This is a genomic window from Novosphingobium sp. FW305-C-111, assembly GCF_058783565.1.
On sequence record NZ_JBYSYP010000011.1, the window covers coordinates 1 to 20,429 of the forward strand.

Annotated in this window: 17 protein-coding genes; 8 read left to right on the forward strand and 9 right to left on the reverse strand. The window is 67.3% G+C overall.

Annotated elements, in window-relative coordinates; genetic code table 11:
- Nucleotides 1–22 precede the first annotated feature (22 nt).
- Nucleotides 23–1,345 (reverse strand): restriction endonuclease, encoded by a 1,323-nt coding sequence (locus tag AC3WLD_RS13085; RefSeq protein ID WP_492557409.1) that lies wholly within the window; start codon nt 1,343–1,345, stop codon nt 23–25.
- Entirely contained in the window at nt 1,342–1,728 is a 387-nt protein-coding gene (locus AC3WLD_RS13090; protein ID WP_492557410.1) for a hypothetical protein, read from the reverse strand. The genes AC3WLD_RS13085 and AC3WLD_RS13090 overlap by 4 nt, the downstream gene beginning before the upstream one ends.
- A gap of 39 nt (nt 1,729–1,767) precedes the next feature.
- On the opposite strand from AC3WLD_RS13090, the gene AC3WLD_RS13095 reads away from it, so the two are divergent.
- From AC3WLD_RS13095 to AC3WLD_RS13120, 6 genes are all read left to right on the forward strand, one after another.
- Nucleotides 1,768–2,106: a P-II family nitrogen regulator gene (locus AC3WLD_RS13095; RefSeq protein WP_492557411.1), complete on the forward strand. Its 339-nt coding sequence runs from the start codon at nt 1,768–1,770 to the stop codon at nt 2,104–2,106.
- A 153-nt stretch (nt 2,107–2,259) separates the two neighbouring features.
- Nucleotides 2,260–3,669, forward strand: a complete 1,410-nt coding sequence (glnA, locus tag AC3WLD_RS13100; protein ID WP_492557412.1) for a type I glutamate--ammonia ligase — start codon at nt 2,260–2,262, stop codon at nt 3,667–3,669.
- Between the two features lie 149 nt (nt 3,670–3,818).
- A complete protein-coding gene (locus tag AC3WLD_RS13105) occupies nt 3,819–3,968 on the forward strand; it encodes a lmo0937 family membrane protein (RefSeq protein ID WP_492557413.1) in 150 nt (49 codons plus the stop codon).
- 3 nt (nt 3,969–3,971) lie between these two features.
- Entirely contained in the window at nt 3,972–5,027 is a 1,056-nt protein-coding gene (locus AC3WLD_RS13110) for a hypothetical protein (RefSeq protein ID WP_492557414.1), read from the forward strand.
- Nucleotides 5,028–5,038: 11 nt separating this feature from the next.
- Nucleotides 5,039–5,605 carry a fasciclin domain-containing protein gene (locus AC3WLD_RS13115; RefSeq protein WP_492557415.1) on the forward strand — a complete coding sequence of 189 codons (567 nt, stop codon included), beginning with the start codon at nt 5,039–5,041 and terminating at the stop codon, nt 5,603–5,605.
- Nucleotides 5,606–5,712: 107 nt separating this feature from the next.
- Entirely contained in the window at nt 5,713–7,137 is a 1,425-nt protein-coding gene (locus AC3WLD_RS13120; RefSeq protein WP_492557416.1) for an aldehyde dehydrogenase family protein, read from the forward strand.
- A gap of 198 nt (nt 7,138–7,335) precedes the next feature.
- Here AC3WLD_RS13120 and AC3WLD_RS13125 read toward each other — a convergent pair whose 3' ends face one another.
- From AC3WLD_RS13125 to AC3WLD_RS13145, 5 genes are all read right to left on the reverse strand, one after another.
- Nucleotides 7,336–11,517 (reverse strand): translocation/assembly module TamB domain-containing protein, encoded by a 4,182-nt coding sequence (locus AC3WLD_RS13125; protein WP_492557417.1) that lies wholly within the window; start codon nt 11,515–11,517, stop codon nt 7,336–7,338.
- Entirely contained in the window at nt 11,517–13,748 is a 2,232-nt protein-coding gene (locus AC3WLD_RS13130; protein ID WP_492557539.1) for an autotransporter assembly complex protein TamA, read from the reverse strand. The genes AC3WLD_RS13125 and AC3WLD_RS13130 overlap by 1 nt, the downstream gene beginning before the upstream one ends.
- Nucleotides 13,696–14,544, reverse strand: a complete 849-nt coding sequence (locus AC3WLD_RS13135; protein WP_492557418.1) for an arginyltransferase — start codon at nt 14,542–14,544, stop codon at nt 13,696–13,698. The genes AC3WLD_RS13130 and AC3WLD_RS13135 overlap by 53 nt, the downstream gene beginning before the upstream one ends.
- Before the next feature lie 281 nt (nt 14,545–14,825).
- Complete coding sequence (locus tag AC3WLD_RS13140) at nt 14,826–16,076, reverse strand: threonine ammonia-lyase (protein ID WP_492557419.1); 1,251 nt, start codon at nt 16,074–16,076, stop codon at nt 14,826–14,828.
- Nucleotides 16,077–16,115: 39 nt separating this feature from the next.
- Nucleotides 16,116–16,487 (reverse strand): VanZ family protein, encoded by a 372-nt coding sequence (locus AC3WLD_RS13145; protein ID WP_492557420.1) that lies wholly within the window; start codon nt 16,485–16,487, stop codon nt 16,116–16,118.
- Nucleotides 16,488–16,567: 80 nt separating this feature from the next.
- On the opposite strand from AC3WLD_RS13145, the gene AC3WLD_RS13150 reads away from it, so the two are divergent.
- Nucleotides 16,568–17,464 (forward strand): NAD(P)-dependent oxidoreductase, encoded by an 897-nt coding sequence (locus AC3WLD_RS13150; RefSeq protein WP_492557421.1) that lies wholly within the window; start codon nt 16,568–16,570, stop codon nt 17,462–17,464.
- Nucleotides 17,461–19,137 carry an amidohydrolase gene (locus tag AC3WLD_RS13155; protein WP_492557540.1) on the forward strand — a complete coding sequence of 559 codons (1,677 nt, stop codon included), beginning with the start codon at nt 17,461–17,463 and terminating at the stop codon, nt 19,135–19,137. The genes AC3WLD_RS13150 and AC3WLD_RS13155 overlap by 4 nt, the downstream gene beginning before the upstream one ends.
- A gap of 107 nt (nt 19,138–19,244) precedes the next feature.
- On the opposite strand, the gene tatC is transcribed toward AC3WLD_RS13155, so the two are convergent.
- Nucleotides 19,245–20,069 carry a twin-arginine translocase subunit TatC gene (gene tatC / locus AC3WLD_RS13160; protein ID WP_492557422.1) on the reverse strand — a complete coding sequence of 275 codons (825 nt, stop codon included), beginning with the start codon at nt 20,067–20,069 and terminating at the stop codon, nt 19,245–19,247.
- Nucleotides 20,066–20,425: a Sec-independent protein translocase protein TatB gene (tatB, locus tag AC3WLD_RS13165; RefSeq protein WP_492557423.1), complete on the reverse strand. Its 360-nt coding sequence runs from the start codon at nt 20,423–20,425 to the stop codon at nt 20,066–20,068. The genes tatC and tatB overlap by 4 nt, the downstream gene beginning before the upstream one ends.
- Between the last annotated feature and the right edge of the window lie 4 nt (nt 20,426–20,429).

Here is a 20,429-nt window from a genome sequence, read left to right on the forward strand (position 1 = left end):
CCTCACGCACCAAAGACCGCGATCAGACCCTTCGCACCCCCTTCAGGCCGAAAACAGCGAGTTCTTCGAGGTGTCCAACTTCGCGGGCTTCGATGAAACGGCGGTCTTCGGTGTCCATTTTCATCACGGGCGGAATGGCCGTCAAAGATGCTAGCGATGCCGCTGACACACCCTTCAGCGATTTGAAGCAGACCTTAGGCTCCACTCGCGCCAGATCAATCGCCGAGAAAGTCGGCTTATCCACCAAGACCGAGAGCAAGCAGGATCGTTGTGTCACACCCTTGGCTGGATCGACAAAATTCACATAGCCATTGAACAAGATGCTCTCGATGTTGCTGCTTTCGTCGGCCTCGAACAACTCGTGAATGGTTCGCAGGCAAACTTGGTAGCAAGCGGACTCGAAGTTCGCCTTCTTTTCCCGGTCGGTAATGTAAGTTTCGCGCAACTCACCCGTCGCCTTTACGAACTTTACGGCCTTGATCGAAGGTAAAGTGTCCATGGAAGGTAAGTCATAGGCCACTTTCAAAAGCCGATTGTCTCGGTGATACTGGATCAGATAAGACTTTTCGAACAACCCGTGATAGTCGGACGCTTCAAGGACTAACGAGGCGTGTTCGATCACAGCTTCCTCGTTCCCCTGACCGACCTCAGATTTCTGGCGCTCAACTTCGGCGTGGGAGGCGGCCTGCTCCTCTTCAAATGTCGCCTTTTTCGCCAAGTGGTCATCCCAAAAGGCCTTCTGACGCTTTTCCCAAGCTTCTACCGCTTTTGCATGCCTGGCCGAACGTTGGCGCTCACGATCTTCCCATGCGCGAGTGGCTGAATGAAAATTTTCCTCCGCTTCAGCAAGGATGCGCGCCTTCCGCCCGAGGATCAGATCGAAGAAGCCAATATTTGGGGCGCTATAGCCAGGCTGGATTTCCGGCGAGGACATTGGCCTCGTCTCGGGGAACGCCTTTGGAAAAGCGTAATGACTTTTATCCTTCAGCGAGTCCCAATCGACCCGATCATCTACCTTGAGTGTGTGCGCCAAGATTTTTCCCATGCTATCGAGGCGAGCGATGGCGTCAGCAGTCAGGTCTTCCGCTGCGGCATGGCCCGATAGCACATTCTGTTTCTTCGTGAATTGCTCATACTTGTCATCCCAAGATGCCATCAGGGCATCCATTTTACTTTGAAGGATGAATAGCTCGGGGGCGCTGACCTCCTTATGAAGGTTCAACTGTCTGTGCCGAATATCGATGTAATAGCGTAAAATGCGATCGCCGCGGGCACTCCACTTCGCTTTCAATTCCCCAACCGCGAGATTGTCCAGGTTGGTCGAATGAATTGTGATGCTCGTCATCTTTTGCCCCCGTCATTGCCACGGCACACTAATGGCATGATCTTGAAATAGGCAGAGCTATTCGACAAGTGGCTTGAATGGGACATCACCGAGAACGAAAAAAATTGAAATGTCAGACATCCGACTTCAACAGACCACAGCCTTGTGCGAAAACCTGAGATGCCCAAAAAACAGGCACCTTCTGCGCAAAAAATAAGCACAAAAATTCCCCGCCCGCGCAACATCCCTTCCGCCGTCCCGCACAAGACGTCCCGATAATTGCTGCAGCCGCGAAATTGCGGCTTTCGCGGGCGTTCGCCAGCGGCTAGGGCTTGATCCACGAAGGTGGCACGATTCTTGATACGGTCGGGCCGCACGGGATCATCGCCGGCTGGCTCTGTCATGGATGCCAACTCCGGCCCGTTCGCGAGGGATCAAGGCACGTGAAGAAGGTCGAGGCGATCATCAAGCCCTTCAAGCTCGACGAGGTGAAGGAGGCGCTGCACGAAATCGGCGTGTCCGGCATCACCGTGACCGAGGCCAAGGGCTTCGGCCGGCAGAAGGGTCACACCGAACTCTATCGCGGCGCCGAATACGTCGTCGACTTCCTCCCCAAGGTGAAGCTCGAGGTCGTCGTGCCCGACAGCCTGGTCGAGCGCACGGTCGAGGCGATTGCCGGCGCGGCGCAGACGGGGCGCATCGGCGACGGCAAGATCTTCGTGATCCCGGTCGAGACCGCCCTGCGCATCCGCACCGGCGAACGCGACGACGACGCGATCTAGGGGGCGATCCGACGGCCCCGACAGGCCGTCACCCTGAACTTGTTTCAGGGTCTCCTCGAATCCAGCGCAATCGCCGCGGACGAGAGGGGATGCTGAAACGAGTTCAGCATGACGAATAAATAGAACGTAAATTCAACTAGGGAACGAATCACGATGGCATCAGCAAAGGACATCCTCGCCCGCGTCAAGGACGAGGAAATCGAATGGATCGACCTGCGCTTCACCGACCCGAAGGGCAAGTGGCAGCACCTCACCATGGTCGCCTCGGTGATCGGCGAGGATGAGCTGGAAGACGGCCTGATGTTCGACGGTTCGTCGATCGAAGGCTGGAAGGCGATCAACGAGTCGGACATGATCCTCAAGCCCGACCTCGACGCGGTCTACATCGATCCGTTCTCGGCCACGCCGATGATGATCATCTGCTGCGACATCGTCGAGCCCTCGACCGGCGAGCTCTATGCCCGCGATCCCCGCTCGACCGCCAAGCGCGCCGAAGCCTTCGTCAAGTCCTCGGGCGTGGGCGACACCGTGTATGTCGGCCCCGAAGCCGAATTCTTCGTGTTCGACGACGTCAAGTTCTATGACGGCTACGACGGCAACGGCTTCAAGATCGACGACGTAGAGCTGCCGACCAACTCGGCCCGCGAATACGAAGCCGGCAACCTCGCCCACCGTCCGCGCGCCAAGGGCGGCTACTTCCCGGTCGCGCCGGTCGACAGCCTCGTCGACGTCCGCGGCGAGATGGTCTCGACCATGATCGAGATGGGCCTGCCCTGCGACAAGCACCACCACGAAGTCGCCAGCGCCCAGCACGAGCTGGGCCTGACCTTCGGCACGCTGGTCCAGACCGCCGACCGCATGCAGGTCTACAAGTACGTCGTGCACCAGGTCGCGCACGCCTATGGCAAGACCGCGACGTTCATGCCGAAGCCGATCATGAAGGACAACGGTTCGGGCATGCACACCCACATGTCGATCTGGGACGGCGGCAAGCCGCTGTTCGCCGGCAACGGCTATGCCGGGCTGTCGGACATGTGCCTGTACTTCATCGGCGGCGTCATCAAGCACGCCAAGGCGCTCAACGCCTTCACCAACCCGACCACCAACAGCTACAAGCGCCTGGTCCCGGGTTACGAAGCGCCGGTGCTGCTGGCCTACTCGGCCCGCAACCGCTCGGCCTCGTGCCGCATCCCTTACGGTGCCGGCGACAAGGCCAAGCGCGTCGAGTTCCGCTTCCCCGACGCGATGGCCAACCCCTACCTGTGCTACGCCGCGCTGCTGATGGCCGGCCTCGACGGGATCAAGAACAAGATCCACCCGGGCGAAGCCATGGACAAGAACCTCTATGACCTGCCGCCGGCCGAGCTGGCCCAGGTCCCGACGGTCTGCGGTTCGCTGCGCGAGGCGCTCGAAAGCCTCGAGGCCGACCACGACTTCCTGATCCAGGGCGGCGTGTTCACCAAGGACCAGATCGAAGCCTACATCGAACTGAAGTGGCCGGAAGTGATGCGCTGGGAAACCACGCCGTCGGCGGTCGAGTTCGACATGTACTACTCGGCCTGAGCCACCGGCCAGACTGCGAAAACAGGAGCCCGGCGGGAGCGATCCCGCCGGGTTTTCTGTGTGCGGGCGGAACCTTAGCGCCGTCCCGGGCGTAACATGGCCAAGGACGCCCGGCAGCGGGCCGCCCAATCCACTTGGGAGTTCAAGCCATGCTCATGACAATCGCCCTCATCCTGCTCATTCTCTGGGCGCTCGGCGTGTTCGCCTTCAAGGTGACCGCGGGCGTGATTCACCTTCTTCTCGTCGTCGCGATCGTGGTTGGCCTTGTCCAGCTGTTCCGCGGCCGCAGGACGGTATAAGCCATGCGCAGCCTTTTGATCGGCGCGGCACTGGTCGCGCTCGCAAGCCCTGCCGCTTTCGCCGATCCCGGCGGGGGCAAGGGCGGCGGAGACAAGCGTGCCGCGAGCGGCCCGGCAGGTGGCGGTAATGGCGGCGGCAGCCCGGGCAAGGCGGCCAAGGCCGACGGGCCGGGCAAGGCCATGCAGGGCCGTGGCGGAAACGACGCACGGCCGATGCAGTTCGCCCAGGGCCGGCCCGACAACCCCGGCAAGGGCTCTGACAACAAGGGTTCCGACAGGGGCCCAGACAAGGCGCGCGGCGACAAGGCCAATGGCCCCGCGATGCGCAGCCCGGTCGACGCGCCCGGCAAATCGGCCGAGAAGTCCGCCGAAAAGGGCCGCGACTTCGCGGCCGATCGCAAGGACGGCGCTCGCCCGGGCGAGCCGCGCCGGATCATCGCCGGTGACGACCGCGACGGGCCGTTCCGCTGGACCAGCGAGCGCACCCGCGGCGGGCTGATCGACGGATGCCCGCCGGGCCTCGCCAAGAAGAACAACGGCTGCATGCCCCCGGGCCTCGCCAAGCAGGACCCGTGGCGCCCGGTTTATGACCGTCCCGACTGGTGGGGTTATCGCGACTGGGGTTCGGGCAACTACGGTTACTACGACGGCTACCTGCTCCGCTATGACGGCAACCGGATCGCCTCCTACGTCCCGCTCCTCGGCGGGGCACTGGCGCTCGGCTCGGCATGGCCGGGCTATTACGAGCCGGTCGCGCTGCCGAGCTACTACCAGGATTTCTACGGCCTCGGCCCGTCGTACCGCTACGCCGACGACGTGATCTACCGGCTCGACCCGCAGACCGACGCCATCAGCGCGATCGCCGCGCTGCTGACCGGCAACGACATCGCGATCGGCCAGCCGCTGCCGGTGGGCTACGACGTGTACAACGTGCCTTACGACTACCGCGACCGCTACGTCGACGGCCCCGACGCGATGTACCGCTATAGCGACGGCTACGTCTACGAAATCGATCCGACGACCCGGCTGGTCCAGGCCGCCATCGAACTGCTGATTTAAGGGGCCTGCGTATGAACAAGCTGATGTGCGCGCTCGGCGCGGTGGTCCTGCTGGCCGGATGCTCGGGCGAAAAGAGCGGGGCGAGCGGCGACGCGACCACCGCCGCCGAGGCCAGCCCCACGGGTCAGAAGCTGGCGGCGGCTGTCGCCGGCTCGGCGGCGTTGTCGACCTTCGGCAAGGCGCTGACCGATACCGGCGTTTCCGGCGCGTTCGACGGGGCGGCGAGCTACACCGTCTTCGCCCCAACCGACGCCGCGTTCGGCAAGCTGGGCGATCCCGGCAAGCTCCTGCTCCAGCCCGAGCAGCGCGCGGCGCTGGCGGAGGTCGTGCGCAACCATATCCTGCCGGGCTATTTCACCCCGTCCGACATCCGCAGCGCGCTCGACAAGGCCAACGGCAAGAGCGTGACCATGCCGACCATGGGCAAGGGCTCGCTGACGTTCGCCAAGTCCGGCGACGGTATATCGGTGACTTCGTCCGACGGAGCGAAGGCGATGATCTCCGGCGATCCGGTGCTGGCCTCGAACGGCGTGGCAATCCCGGTCGACGGGGTGCTCAAGGCCGCGCCGACGAACTGACCCGCGCCCGCGACCGAACCGTGCCACTTTCGCGGAAGTGCTTGCAATCCGCGCGATCAGTCCTGAAATGGAACCTGATTTAATCGGTCCCTTAAAGGAGATTCGCGATGCGGGAGCGGCTGCAACATTATATCGACGGCCAGTGGGTCGATAGCCAGGGCGGCAAGCGCCACGAGGTCATCAACCCGGCCACCGAAGAGGCGTGCTGCGCGATCACGCTCGGCACCCAGGCCGATGTCGACAAGGCCGTTGCGGCTGCGCGGCGTGCGTTCAAAAGCTATAGCCAAACGACCCGTGAAGAGCGGATCGAATTGCTCCAGCGCATCGTTGCCGAGCTCAAGAACCGCGCCCAGGATCTTGCCGTCGCCATGGCCGAGGAAATGGGCGCGCCGGTGAGCTTCGCCGCCACCGCGCAGGTCGGTGCCTGCATCGGCGGCTTCATCTACACCATCGAGGCGCTCAAGAACTTCGAGTTCACCGAGCAGGGCAAGGGCTACACCGTCGCCTACGAACCCATCGGCGTGGTCGGCATGATCACCCCGTGGAACTGGCCGCTCAACCAGATCGCGCTCAAGGTCGCCCCCGCGCTCGCCGCCGGCGACACGATGATCCTCAAGCCGTCGGAAGAGTGCCCGACCAACGCCGCGATCTTTGCCGAGACGCTGCACGCCGCGGGCGTTCCGGCGGGCGTGTTCAACCTCGTCCAGGGCGACGGCCCGGGCGTCGGCACCGCGATTTCGTCGCACCCGGACATCGACATGGTCAGCTTCACCGGCTCGACCCGCGCGGGCATCATGGTGGCCAAGTCCGCCGCCGACACCGTCAAGCGTGTCCACCAGGAACTGGGCGGCAAGTCGCCCAACCTCGTCCTGCCCGACGCCGACTTCGCCAAGCACCTGACCCCCGTGGCGATGGGTCCGCTGGTCAATACCGGGCAGAGCTGCATTAGTCCGACCAAGGTCCTCGTCCACAAGCCGCGCGAGCGCGAGGCGGCCGAGTTCCTCAAGGCGATGTATTCGGCGACCCCGGTCGGCGACCCGATGCAGGAAGGCAGCCACCTCGGCCCGCTGGTCAACAAGGCGCAGTTCGACAAGGTTCGCGGCCTGATCCAGTCGGCGATCGACGAGGGCGCGACGCTCGAGGCCGGCGGTCCCGACATGCCGGCCAACGTCAACCGCGGCTACTTCGTCCAGCCGACCGTGTTCTCGGGCGTGACCCCGGACATGCGCATCGCCAACGAGGAAATCTTCGGCCCGGTCGTGACGATCATGACCTACGAGGACCTCGACGAAGCCGTGGAACTCGCCAACCAGACCGAATACGGCCTCTCCGCCGCGATCACCGGCGACCCTGCGAAGGCCGCCGAAGTCGCCCCGAAGCTGCGCGCCGGCATGGTTGCGATCAACGGCTGGGGGCCGACCCCGGGCGCGCCGTTCGGCGGCTACAAGCAGTCGGGCAACGGCCGCGAAGGCGGCCTGCACGGGCTCAAGGACTTCATGGAAACCAAGGCGATCAGCGGCCTGCCCGCCTGATCGACGCGGTTCGATGAGCAAGAGGGCCTCGGGGAAACCCGGGGCCTTTTTTGTTGCTGCGTCGTCCCGGGCTCGACCCGGGACCGCTGTGAAGCGGGGCGCTTGCCTGCCGAGAGCACGGGACGATGCGGCCAGCGGTCCCGGATCAAGTCCGGGACGACGCACCCGGTTCACGCTCACGCCTTCGCGGGGACGCGGCTAGTAATCCTTGCTGACCTTCACGTTCACGCTCTGGTCGCCCAGCGTCGAGATCGTGCCGAGCAGCGCCAGCCAGCGGGTGATGCGGAACTCGACCGAGGTGGCGCTGTAGCCCTTGCCGTCGGTCACCACCTCGACGAAGAACCGCCGGCCGATGTACTTGCCGACCGCGATCGAGGTGCCGCTGCCCTTGGCCGCGTCGGCGCCGACGATGCGCAGGCGGTCGAGCCCGATCGCGGCGCGCAGCTTGTTGATCGGGTCGAGCCCGCCGCCCCCGCGCAGGCTCGCCACCGCCGCCGCCAGCTGGACCGCCTCGGGCGCGGAGATCTGGGTGATCGAGCTGCCGAACAGCAGTCGCGACAGCAGCTCTTCCTCGGGCAGCGCCGGGGTCGAGGAGAAGGTGATCGAAGGCTTCAGCGACGAGCCGGAAATGGTGATCCGCGAACTGATCGCCTCGACGTCGCCCTCCGCGACGATGTCGAGCCGCGGGTCGATCGGCACGTTGCCGTCGAAGAAGATCCGCCCGCGGGTCAGCTCGAAGCGCTTGCCGGCGAATTCGTAGCCGCCGCGGACGAGGCTGGCGTTGCCGAAGATCTGCGGGGCGCTGGTGGTGCCACGCAGGCGGATGTTCGCGCCCCATTCGCTGTCGAGGCCGAGCCCGCGGACATTGATCTGCCCGTCGCCGGCCGCGTCGATCAGCCAGTTCCACGGCCGCGCGGCCGCCCGGGCCGGGGCGCGGTCGGCCGGAGCGTTGATCTCGCGCGTGCGTATCTCGGGCAAGGCCAGCGCCGAGGACGCCCGTCCCAATTGCCAGCGCGCCTCCTGGATCCGCACGCGCCCGGCGATGGTGCCGCCGATCCCGTCGCTGACGAGCCGCAGCGGGCCGGTGACCGTCGCGGCCATGTCGTCACGGTTGAGCACCTGCGCGTTGGTCGCGGCAATCCGCAGGTCGAGCGGCACGCCGCGCTCGGCGACGTTGGAAAGATCCACGGTCCCGCTTCCCGTCACCCGCCCACCGTTCGGCGTGACGCCGGAGAACTGGTTGAGCGTCAGCCGCGAACCCGCGAACGACCCGCGCATCGCGACCTTCTGCAGGTCGGTGCCGGTGAGCGCGCTCTGGACGCGCAGTTCGCTGCTCGACATCGCCCCGCGCACCTGCGGGTTGTCGAGCGATCCGGTCATGTCAGCGGCGATGGCGACCGGGCCGGTGAGATCGAGCAGCTCCACGCCTGTCAGCCGCCACAGTGCATCCGCCGGGCCGTTGTAGCGCAGCTGGCCGAACAGGCTGCCGCTGCGCAGGCGCTGCATCAGTCCGCCGCCGGCAGGAAGGCCGGAAATGCGCGCCTGCAGCCGGCCACGGGTTTCGCCCTTTTCCTCGACCACGGCGCGGGTTTCGAGCGCGTTCGCCGACAGCTGGGCGACGAGGAACAGGTCGACCGGCCGCGAGGTCACGACAAGGCCGGAGCGGGTCAGCCCCTTGACCACCAGCCGCGCGCGACCGGCCGGCACGCCGTTTTCGCGGCGGTAATCGACCACGCCCGAGGCCGTCCCGCCCAGCCCGAGGTCGGCGATGGCGATGTCCGCGACCGACAGCGGCATGTCGGCCACTTGCAGGTTGAGCTCGGTCGGCCCGCCGAGGATGTGCCCTTCGGCAATGATCATGCCCTTGCCGAAGCCGACCTGGGTCGAGGCAAGCCGCCAGCCATCGCCCTCGCGGGTCAGGACGGCCCGGCGCGGCATGACGATCTTGCGCCCGGCATATTCGCCGCCGGCGAGGAACACGACGCGGTTGGGCTCGATCGTGCCGGTGCCCGACAGGGCGAAGCGGCTGCCGCGCCGCCCGGCGACCGAGGCGGTGACCTGCCCTGCCCCGTTGACCAGCTTCGCGCTGGCCGCGAGCTTGCCGATGAACAGGGAACCGCTCTGCAGCCCCTCGGCATAGACATTGCCTTCGATCGTGCTGCGGCCCTTCTCGAGGAAGCCCGAAACCTCCAGCTTGCCGTTGCCGATCGCGAGCGGGGTCGGGCCGCCGAAGCGGGCGTTGCGGGCGGTGATCAGCGCGTCGATCTGCTGGCCGTTTCCGCGCGGATCAATCCGCATCTGCCCGTTGAGCCCGCCGCCTGCGAGCGCCAGTTCGCCCGAAACACCGCTGTCGCCAAGCAGGAGCGTGCCGGTCACCCCGGTCTGCCACACCTTCATCTGCTCGATGACGATCCGCGTCGGCGCGCCGGGGGCGCTGTAGAGGCCGAGCACCCCGTCGAAGGGGCCCAGCGTGGAGCCGCCCGAGGTCTCGATGCGGAAGCCGTCGGGGATCGGCGAAAGCGAGACGCGCACGTCCTTCAGCCCCGCCGCCGGATAGGGATCGGCGAAGACCAGCACCGCCCTGGGCCCGGCCGCGCCGACGTCGGCCTGGACGGTGAACGGGCCGTAGTCGGCATGGCGTCCGTTGCCGGTGAGCGTCGTGGTGCCGTCGGCGAGCTGGCGGCCTTGCGCATTGAGGGTGAGCTTGGCCGAAGTCAGCCGCGCCCGGTCGAACAGCATCGGCACCTGCTGGCCCAGCCGCACCCCGCCGGCGAAGCGGATGCCCCCGCCGGTCAGCGTCTGCAGCGTCCTGTTGTCGATCCGCGTCATCCGCCCGGCGAGGTTTGCCTGCAGCGTCCACGCAATCCCGCGCCCGGTCTTGAACAGGACCTTGGCGTCGGCGTCGACGAGGCCGAGGTTGGGCAGCTGGAAGCCCCGCGCCGCGACCGGGCCGGCCAGCGCGAACGCCCCCTGCTTGAGGTTGCCGCGCAGCACGAGGCGGGCGGCGAGGCCCTTGAGGTCGATGGCGAGATCGTCGGAATTGAGCTCCGCCCCGGTCAGCGCCAGCGTGCCGGTGACCTTGCCGCCGGCAAAGCGCGGATCGATCTGGCCGTTGCCGGTGACGACGCGCGCGGCGGTAAGGTTCAGCGGCAGCGACAGCGTCTTGCCGTCCCAGCGCGCCGTCCCGGCGGTGCGCAGGCCTTCGGCCAGCGTGGTGCCCGATTTCAGGCGGCGCACGGTGAGCGCGTGGTCGATCGACAGGTCCTTGAACGGCCCGTCGAGCGTGGCGGTCAGTTGCGCGCCTTCGAGTTGCGGATCGGCGATGAGCAATTCGGGCCGCAGCGCGAGGGCGCGGACGAACAGGCCCTCGGCGGCGTTCGTGCCGAGGTCGAGCTTGCCGCGGCTTCCCACCGCCAGCGCCGCGCCGGTCAGCGCGAGCCGGCCGTCGAGAACGTTGTCCACCAGCGTCCCGTCGAAGCGCAGGCCGAGCTTGTCGCCGGCGATCGCCCTGGCCTGGCCCGCGAGCAGGTCGGCCGGATAGACCTCGCCCGCCGCGGTGTAGCGCCCGCCGCGGTTGGCGAGGAGCAGGGCGAGGAGGTCCTTGCCGTCGCGCCGCGCCACCGCGACGCCGTTCCACGTCTTCCACCCGCCCGCGCCATAGACCTTGGCGGCCACCGATGACGTCGCCCCGGTGACGCCCGCGAGCAGCCCGCCCTTGGGCGCGGCATAGTCGAGCGCCAATTTGAACTTGTCGCGATCAGGCGCGGCGTCGAGGTTCAGAAGCAGCCGGTCACCGCCGCCAAAGCGCCCGTCGACATCGAGCAGCGCGCGGCCCTTGCGGATGTCGGCGCGCGCGATGAGGTCGATGCGGCGGCGCTGGCCGATCAGGCCCTTGTCCACCGTCAGGTCGTCCACCACGAACCGGTCGACGCGGATATCGAAGTTCGGCAGGGTCGAGCCGCCGGGCTTGCTCGGGTTGAACGTCGGCCAGCGGGTGAGATGGCCGCGGTGGAGCACGAGCTTGCGAATATCGAGGCCGGACTTCATCCATGCCAGCGGCCGCCAGTCGAGCTCCGCCTCGGGCACGGTCATGAACGCGCCTTGCGGGTCCTTGAGCACGACGTCGTGCAGCACCGCCTCGCCGAACAGCGAACCCTCGATCCGCCCGATCTCGACCTTGAGGCCGTTGGCCGGGGTCAGCCCGGCGATGCGGTCGATCACGAAGCGGTGGCCGAGCGAGGAATCGAGCACTAGGAACGCGATCGAGAGCAGCGCGACCATGCCCAGCGTCACCGCCGCCACGCGCTGCGGCCAAGTGAGGCGCTGCAAAGCCGGGCGCGGCGCGGCTTCGGGCGCGGGCGCGGTTTCCTCCTCGGCCATCAGAACGCCTGCCCCAGCGCGACGTAGACGCCGATCCGGCTGTCACCGGGACGCGGGTTGAGCGGCGTGCCGATGTCGATGCGCAAGGGCCCGAAGTTGGTGTCGTAACGCAGGCCGATGCCCGCCCCCAGCCGCAGGTCGGACAGCCGCGGCGTGCTCGATTCGTAGACCTGCCCGCCATCGAGGAACGGAACCACGCTTACCGCGCCGCCGAGCAAGCCGGTCTTGACCCGCGCTTCCAGCGAGAACTCGCTGAGCGAACGCCCGCCGCTGGGATCGCCGAGCGAGTTGCGCGGGCCGATCTGCTGGTAGCCATAGCCGCGCACCGATCCGCCGCCGCCCGCGTAGAACCGCCGCGAGGGCGCGATGTTGGCGATGTCGGTGCCGAAGGTCGCTCCGGCCCGCACCCGGCCAGCCACCACCACCCGTTCGGTCACTGGCTGGTAGTAGCTCGCATCGATCTGGGTCTTGACGTAGGTCGACTTGACCCCGCTCTGCACCGAAAGCTCGGGCGAGACCCGCGCGCCGACCCGGAAGCCGCGGCGCGGATCGAGCAGGCTGTCGCTCTGGTCGATCTCGGCGCGCAGCGGGATCGCGCCGATGAAGTAGGTCTTGCGCGGCGCCTGGACGCCATTGACCGCGCCCTCGCGCTCGCTCGTCGCGACGGCTTCGAGACCGGCCGACCACAGGAACGGCTTCTGGAACAGCAGCGTCGATTGCTTCTCGAACGTGCCGAGGAACGAGACCGTGCGCGCGTCGTAGGCATCGCGATCGACCGTCTGGGCATAGAGGTCGAGGCTCAGGACCTGGTCACGGCCGAGGAAGTTGTTGCGGCGGAACGTCACGCCGGCGAGCTGCTCCTTGGTGCCGACAACGCCGCGGACCTTGAGCGCGCCCTCGGGTGGGAAGAAGTTGCGATGCTCCCAGCTCGCCTCGGCGCGGAAGCCCTCGCCGCTCGAGTAGCCGACGAGGCCGGCGATCGTGCGCAAGGGTGCGGGGACCATCGACACCGCGACGTCCACGGTCCCCGGCTCCCCGTCCTTGGGGGGCGCGACCTGGCGGGTGGCGACGGTCACCGAGGAGACGAGGCCCGTCGCGAGGATCGCTTCGCGCAGGTCGTCCTGCAGCGAGCGCTGCCACACGTCGCCGCGATCAAACCGGGCGATGCGTTCGAGGTGCTTCGAATCGAGGAACCGCGGCAGCGAGCTGATGACGCGGCCGAACCGATACTTGCCGCCCGGCGCGACCGGCACGGTCAGGTCGCCGATCCGCGGCTCGTGGTCGATCAGCAGGTCGGGTTCGCCGACGCTGGCGTATGTATAACCGTTTTCGCCGAGCGCGAAGGTGAGCTTGGCGCGCTCCTCGACGATGCGGTCCGCATTGACCGGATCGCCCGGCTGGAGCGCGAACGACTTGCGCAGCGGGTCGTAGTCCGGCCCCGTCGCGGCGAGCTGGCCGAGGTCGATATCCCGCAACTTGTACTGCGGGCCCGGGAGCACGTCGAAGCGCACGACCGCCTTGTCCGGCGTTGTCGCGGCCGCTTCGCCATCCTCGGATCCGCCGATCGTCTGGTAGACTTCGGCATCGTAGTAGCCATAGACGCGGAGCATCTTCAGCAGAAGATCACGGTCGGTGCGGGCGCGCCGCGCCAGCTGGGCGATGTTCTGGTCATCGTCGCCCGACAACGCCTTGAGCGTGGACAGCCCGGCGAAGCGCGCGGCAAAGTCCTCACGCTCCGGAAATGCTTCGACCGCCGACGGAAAGGCCAGTTCGACCTGCCTCCCGACCTTTTCGAACCGGGCATCGGCGATCCGGGGCGATTCGCCCTCGATGCCAGGCAGCGCCTCGATCGCGTCCTCGGCCTGCTCCTGCGCCAGCTGGATGTCGGGATCGGGGCTCAGCGGCTCGATCTTGGGCAGCTCGCCGTCGTCGGGCCAGGCGAGCTGGAATTCGGGCATATCTGCGAGCGGAGCGGAGGGATCGAGGTCCTGCACCAGCACCGGGGCGTTCGGATCGGTGTCAGGAGACAGCGGATGATCGAGCGCCCACTGCTCGGGATTGTCCAGCGCCGAATCGGGAATGAGGTCCTCAAGCGCCTGGTCGGCATCGCGGTCCTGCGCCAGCGCGGGAAGCGGGGCAAGGACCAGCGCGGCCCCGGCGAGCAGCCGGGCCACGCGGTCAAGCCAGCCGGTATTGCTCCAGCGCGTGGGGAACGCCGTCCTTGCCGGCACCTTCGTCGCCGACGCGAACCGGTCGCGGAGCGACGGCGCGGCCGATGAGTCCGGCCTGTTCCGCGTCATCGAAACGCACCCAGCCATCTCGGCCCAGCCGCTCCATCGGGCGGTACCGGATCTTGTACTGCATGCGCGCAGAACCTTCGACCCAGTATCCGAGGTAGACATAGGGAAGGCCGGCTCGCGAGGCTCGCTGGATGTGGTCGAGGATGATGTAGTTGCCAAGCCCGGTGCGCGTCTCGTGTTGCGGATCGTAGAAACTGTAGATCATGGAAAGCCCGTCGCCTTGCTGGTCGGTGAGGCATGCGCCAACCAGCTTGCCGGGGGTCAGACCATCTCCGGGTTCCCGATATTCAATGACATAGCTCTTAACGGGCGTATGTTCCACCATGTCGGCGAAATCCATTTCGTCCATCGTGGTCATGCCCCCGCCGGGGTGACGGGCAGAGAGATAAGTCTGCAGAAGTTCGAACTGCTCGGCGGTCGACCACGGCTTGCAGGCGGTAACCACGAGGTCCGAATGCGCTTTCAGCGCGCGCCGCTGCGCCGCGTTCGGGCGGAACTCGTCGGCGACCACACGAACCGAAACGCAGGCCGAGCAATCGATGCAGCTGGGCCGATAGGCGACGGTCTGGCTGCGGCGAAAACCGATTCGCCCGAGCGCGTCGTTGAGCTCGTCGGCGTGCGGGCCCTTGAGCTCGGTAAACACCTTCCGCTCGCTCTTGCCGGCAAGATACGGGCACGGCGCCGGGCTGGTGACGAAGAACCGGGGAAAGCGGACGGGTGCAGTCACGGCCGGTCGGCGTCCTCTTCACCGCCGGCCCATCCGGCGTACCTTGCCCGTGACAATGCATGAACCGGGCAAAGGGTTAAAGTCCCTTAACCATCAATCAGGGTAAACGGGGGATTTTTGTGCGGCCGGAACTCTCCCCCTGAACGCCGTCATCCCCGCGAAGGCGGGGATCCAACTCCCGATCGTGAGTGCACAACGATCCCCGGTCAAGCCGGGGATGACGAACCTGGCGGGCACTCATGCAAGAGGGTCGTCGTCCCGGGTCAGGCCCGCAAATACGGCTAGCCCAGCTCGACCTGGCTCACCGCATAGCCGTTGGCCTTGAGCGCAGCGACCAGCCGGTCGAGCTGGTCGCGGTCGCGGGCTTCGCATTCGATGTCGGTGATCAGGCCCTTGGCCGGCAGGTGGGTGAAGATCCGCTGGTGGTAGATCTCGATGATGTTCACCTGGTGGGCGTTGAACTGCTCCATCACCTTGAACAGCGCGCCGGGGCGGTCCTGCAGGGTGAGCCGCAGTCGCGCCAGCCGGCCCGAGCGGGCAAGGTCGCGCAGCAGGACGTTGGCGAGCAGGCGGGTATCGATGTTGCCGCCGGTAAGGACGATGCCGACCTTGCGCCCCTCGAACTGCTCGCGGTTCTCCATCACCGCGGCGAGCCCTGCGGCGCCGGCACCCTCGACCACGGTCTTCTCGATCTGCAGCAGCAGCGCCAGCGCGGTTTCGAGCGCCGCCTCGTCGACCAGCACCACGTCGTCGACAAGGTCCTTGAGCAGCGCCGAGGTGAACGCGCCCGGTTCCTTGACCGCGATACCCTCGGCCAGCGTGTCGCCGCCGCAAGCGAGGTCGACGTGCTTGAGCTTCGAATACATCGACGGGAACAGCTGCGCCTGCACGCCGACAAGGCCGATCTCCGGCTTGATCGCACGCGCCGCGGTGCCCATGCCGGTGAGCAGCCCGCCGCCGCCGATGGGGATCGCCAGCATGTCGAGCTCGGGCACGTCCTCGAGCATTTCGAGCGCGACCGTGCCCTGCCCCGCCGCCACGGCCGGTTCATCGAACGGGTGGACGAAGGTCAGGCCGAGCTGGCGCTCCATCGACCGGGCGTGGGCATAGGCCTCGTCGAAAGTCTCGCCCTCCAGCACGACCTTACCGCCGACGCTTTCGGTCTGCATGACCTTCACCGTCGGAGTGGTGCGCGGCATGACGATCGTCACCGGCACGCCAAGGCGGGTGCCGTGATAGCTCAAGCCTTGCGCGTGGTTGCCGGCCGAAGCGGCGATGACGCCGCGCGCGCGCTGCTCCTCGCTCAGCTGCAGCAGCGCGTTGAGCGCGCCGCGCTCCTTGTAGGCGGCGGTGAACTGGAGGTTCTCGAACTTCAGGTAGATCTCGGCGCCGGTCAGCTTGCTCAGCGTCTTGCTGTGCAGCGTCGGCGTGCGCACGACGTGCCCCTTAATCCGCTCCGCCGCCGCGCGAACATCGGCGAGAGTGAGCAACGCCTGCGGCGGCGCGTCGGACTGGCGGGCAAGGTTTTCCATGCCCCGCGCCCTAACGGAAAGCGGGGACAATGGGAACCGCTAAGCCCGCCCGCGCTGCCACCGGGCGTAGAGCACGAAGCCCACGGTCACCACCAGCACCGCAGCACTATCGGCCACCCAGTCGCGGATGTCGCAGTCGCGGTGGAGTTCGGGGATCGACTGGACCACCTCGATCACCGCACCGAGGAACGACAGCCGCTCGACGATGCGGATGCGGTCGGTGCGGCAGAAGCCGAGGTTGGCGAGGAACGCGAGCGTGGCGAAGGCGAGGATGTGGGCGAACTTGTCGCCGAACTGGTCGATCGGGGTTTGCGGCGGCTTTGGCAGCACCGCCATGACGCTCGCAAAGACGGCGGCAATCCAGAACAGCGAGCGCGAAACGCGGGCGACGAGCGAAGTGTGGCTGGGCATTGCCGCCAAGCCATAGCTTCCCGCGCAAACGGTGCAAGCGGGGGCTGGCGGGCGGCGGCAAACCCGCTAAACAAAGGTGCATGAGCGATCCCCTCAAAGTCTCGTTCCTCGGCCTCGGTGTCATGGGTTCGCCGATGGCCCGCTATCTCGCCGCTGCCGGGCACGACCTCACCATCTACAACCGCTCGCCGCGCCGGGTGGAAGCCTGGGTGGAGGCCAATCCGGATTTCAGGGTGCGCGTTGCCGAAACGCCGGCCGAAGCGGCCGAGGGCGCGGACGCGGTCATCACCTGCGTCGGCAACGACGACGACCTTGCCGACGTCGTGCTCGGCGCGACGGGGGTCTTCTCGACCCTGCGCCGCGGAGGCCTGTTCGTCGACCACACCACAGTCTCCGCCAAGATCGCCCGGCAGATCGCGGTCGAGGCGCGCGACAAGGAGATCCTCTGCGTCGACGCGCCCGTCACCGGCGGGCAGGCGGGCGCGGAACACGGCAAGCTGTCGATCATGTGCGGCGGGATGGGCAAGGCGGTCGAGGCGGCGCGGCCGATCCTTGCCGCCTATGCCAAGCGCGTGGTCCACGTCGGCAAGGCCGGCGCGGGCCAGCTGACCAAGATGGTCAACCAGATCTGCCTCGTCGGCACCATCGCCGGGCTCGCCGAGGGCATCCGCGTGGCGCAGGCGGCGCGGCTCGACCTGCCCAAGGTTTACGAGGCGATCTCGGGCGGCGCGGCTCAGTCGTGGCAGATGGACAATGCCTGGACGACCATGGCCGACGACGAGTTCGACTTCGGCCTCGCCATCGACTGGATGCGCAAGGACCTCGGCCTCGCTTTGGACGAGGCGCGCTCGCTCGGCCTGTCGGTGCCGGTCACCGCGCTGGTCGACCAGTTCTATGCCGAAGTCCAGGCGATGGGCGGCGGCCGCCAGGACACGACCGCGCTGATCCGCCGCCTGCCGAAGCGGGGCGCGAAATAGTGTCAGCCCGCCTCGCGGCCTTCGCCGCCCTGCTCCTCGCCGCGCCGCTCCCGGCGCTCGCCGACACGCTGGTCGACAACGTCCAGGGCCAGACCATCGGCGCCGACGGCCGGGTCGAAAGCTTCACCGGCCTCGTCATTTCCGACGATGGCAAGGTCAAGGCCGTGCTCCACCGCGGCGACAAGCGCCCGGCCAAGGTCGACTACAAGCTCGACGGCAAGGGCCGCCTCCTCCTGCCGGGGATGATCGACGCGCACGTCCACGTCATGGACATCGGCTTCGCCGCGCTGACGCTCGACCTGTCGCAGACCACCTCGCTGGCGCAGGCGCAGGACATGATCCGCGCCTATGCCGCCGCGCATCCCGACCGGCCGTGGGTGATCGGGACCGGCTGGAACCAGGAGAGCTGGGGCCTCGGCCGCTTTCCAACCGCCGCCGAGCTCGACGCGGCGGTGGCCGACCGCCCGGTGTGGCTGGCCCGGGTCGATGGTCACGCGGGCTGGGCCAACTCTGCCGCCCTCAAGGCCGCCGGGCTCACCGCTGCGACGAAGGACCCGGCGGGCGGGCGAATCGAGCGCGATGCCAAGGGCGTGCCGTCGGGCGTGCTGGTCGATGCGGCCAAGCCGCTGGTGGAAAAGTTCATCCCCATCCCGCGCCCGGTCGACCGCGACCTCGCGCTCGATACGGCGCAGCAAATCCTGCTGAAGCGCGGCGTCACCGCAGTCGGCGACATGGGCATATCGATCGAGGACTGGCAGGCCTACCGCCGCGCCGGCGACGCGGGGCGGCTCAACCTCCGGGTCATGGCCTATGCCCGCGGGATCGACGCGATGGTGCTGATCGGCGGCCCCGGGCCCAGCCCGTGGCTTTATGACGACCGGCTGCGGATGAACGGGGTCAAGCTCTACCTCGACGGGGCGATGGGTTCGCGCGGGGCCTGGCTCAAGGCGCCCTATGCCGACGCGCCGACGCAAACCGGCCTGCCCCAGCTCGACCCCACCGCGCTGCGCAACCTGATGAGCCGCGCGGCGATGGACGGGTTCCAGGTTGCCGTCCACGCGATCGGCGACCGCGCCGACAGCGAGGTCCTGCTGGCGATCGAGGAGCTTTCGGAAACCTACAAGGGCGACCGCCGCTGGCGGATCGAGCACGCCCAGCTGGTCGATCCGGCCGAGATGGCGTTGTTCGGCAAGTACGGGGTGATCGCCTCGATGCAGCCGGTCCACCAGACATCCGATCGCCTGATGGCCGAAGCCCGGCTCGGTCCGGCGCGGCTGGCCGGGGCGTACGCGTGGAAATCACTCGCGGCGAATGGGGCGAAACTGGCGTTCGGATCGGACGCGCCGGTCGAGATATCGGACCCGTGGGCCGGCATCGCCGCCGCGATCACCCGCGAGGGGCCCGACGGGCAGCCGTTCGGCGGCTGGCAACCGCAGGAGAAGGTCGACCGGGTGACTGCGTTCACCGCCTATACCAGCGGCGCGGCCTTTGCCGGGTTCGCCGACGGGCGCTTCGGCCGGCTGATCCCGGGGGAGCGGGCGGACTTCATCTTCGTCGACACCGATCCCCTGCTCGCCAGCCCGGCGCAGATCCGCAAGACCCGCGTGCTGGAAACCTGGGTCGCGGGCCGCAAGGTCTGGGACGGCGGGGATGGCGAGGTGGAAGGGCGGTAACTACACACGTCGTCCCGGGCTCGACCCGGGACCGGTGGCAGGTGCTTGCAAGCAAGGCTGCGTGGCGCCGCCAGCGGTCCCGGGTCAAGCCCGGGACGACGTCTCGTTCACTCCCCCGGCAGCAGGCTCTCCGGCTGGACCGGTGCCGCCGCCGCAGCCTCTTCCTCCGCCTTGGCCTTGGCGTCGGCCTGCTCGGTGAAGCGCATTATCACCATCGTGCCCTCGAACAACAGCAGCAGCGGCCCCGCGAGCATCAGCTGCGAGATCACGTCGGGCGGGGTGGCGATGGCCGCGACCACGAAGATCGCCACGATCACATAGCGCCGCGCGCCGACCAATTGCGCGCGGCTGACGATCCCGGCGCGGTTGAGCAGCATCAGCAGGACCGGCAGCAGGAAGCTGATCCCGAAGGCGAGAATGAACTGCATGACAAGGCCGAGGTAATCCCCGGTCCCCGGCAGGGCCTCGAGGTGCAGCCCGCCCTTGTCGCCCTGGAAGCCCAGGAACCAGTGAAACGCGGTCGGCATGACCATGAAGTAGGCCAATGATGCGCCCGCGCTGAACAGGATCGGCGTGGCGATCAGGAACGGCAGGAACGCCTTCTTTTCCTTGGCGTAAAGCCCCGGCGCGACGAACGCCCAGAGCTGGTTGGCGATCACCGGGAAGCTGACGAAGAACGCCGCGAACAGCGCGACCTTCACCTCGACGAAGAACGCCTCGTAAAGCTTGGTGTAGATCAGCTTGCCCTGCCCCGGCGGGAACGCCTCCATCAGCGGGCGGCAGAGGATCGCAAAGATGTCGTCGGCGAAATACATGCACACCGCGAACGCGGTGGCGAGCGCATAGACGCAGCGCAGAAGGCGGGTGCGCAGCTCGAGCAGGTGATCGAGCAGCGGGGCCTGGCTCTCGTCGATCTCGCGGAACACGCTCATGGCGCGGGGACGTCCCCGGCAGGCTTCTTCTCGTAGTCGAGTTCAGCGGGCGGCGGGGCGACCGGGACGGGCACGGCCTGGTCGGCGGCGGCCTCGGCGGTCTGGCCCTGCGCGGCGGTGGCCTGGCTCTGCGCCATGATCGCCGCGTTCTGCTCCTTCCACTTGCGCTCCATTTCCTCGAGCTCGGCCTCGCGGATCATCGTCTCGATCCCCGCGCGGAAGTGATTGGACATGCGCCGCATCTTGCCGATCCACCGCCCCGCCGTTCGCAGCGCGAGCGGCAGATCCTTAGGGCCGATGACGACGACCGCCACGACCACGATGATCAGGAATTCGGAGGCGTCGATGCCGAACATGCGC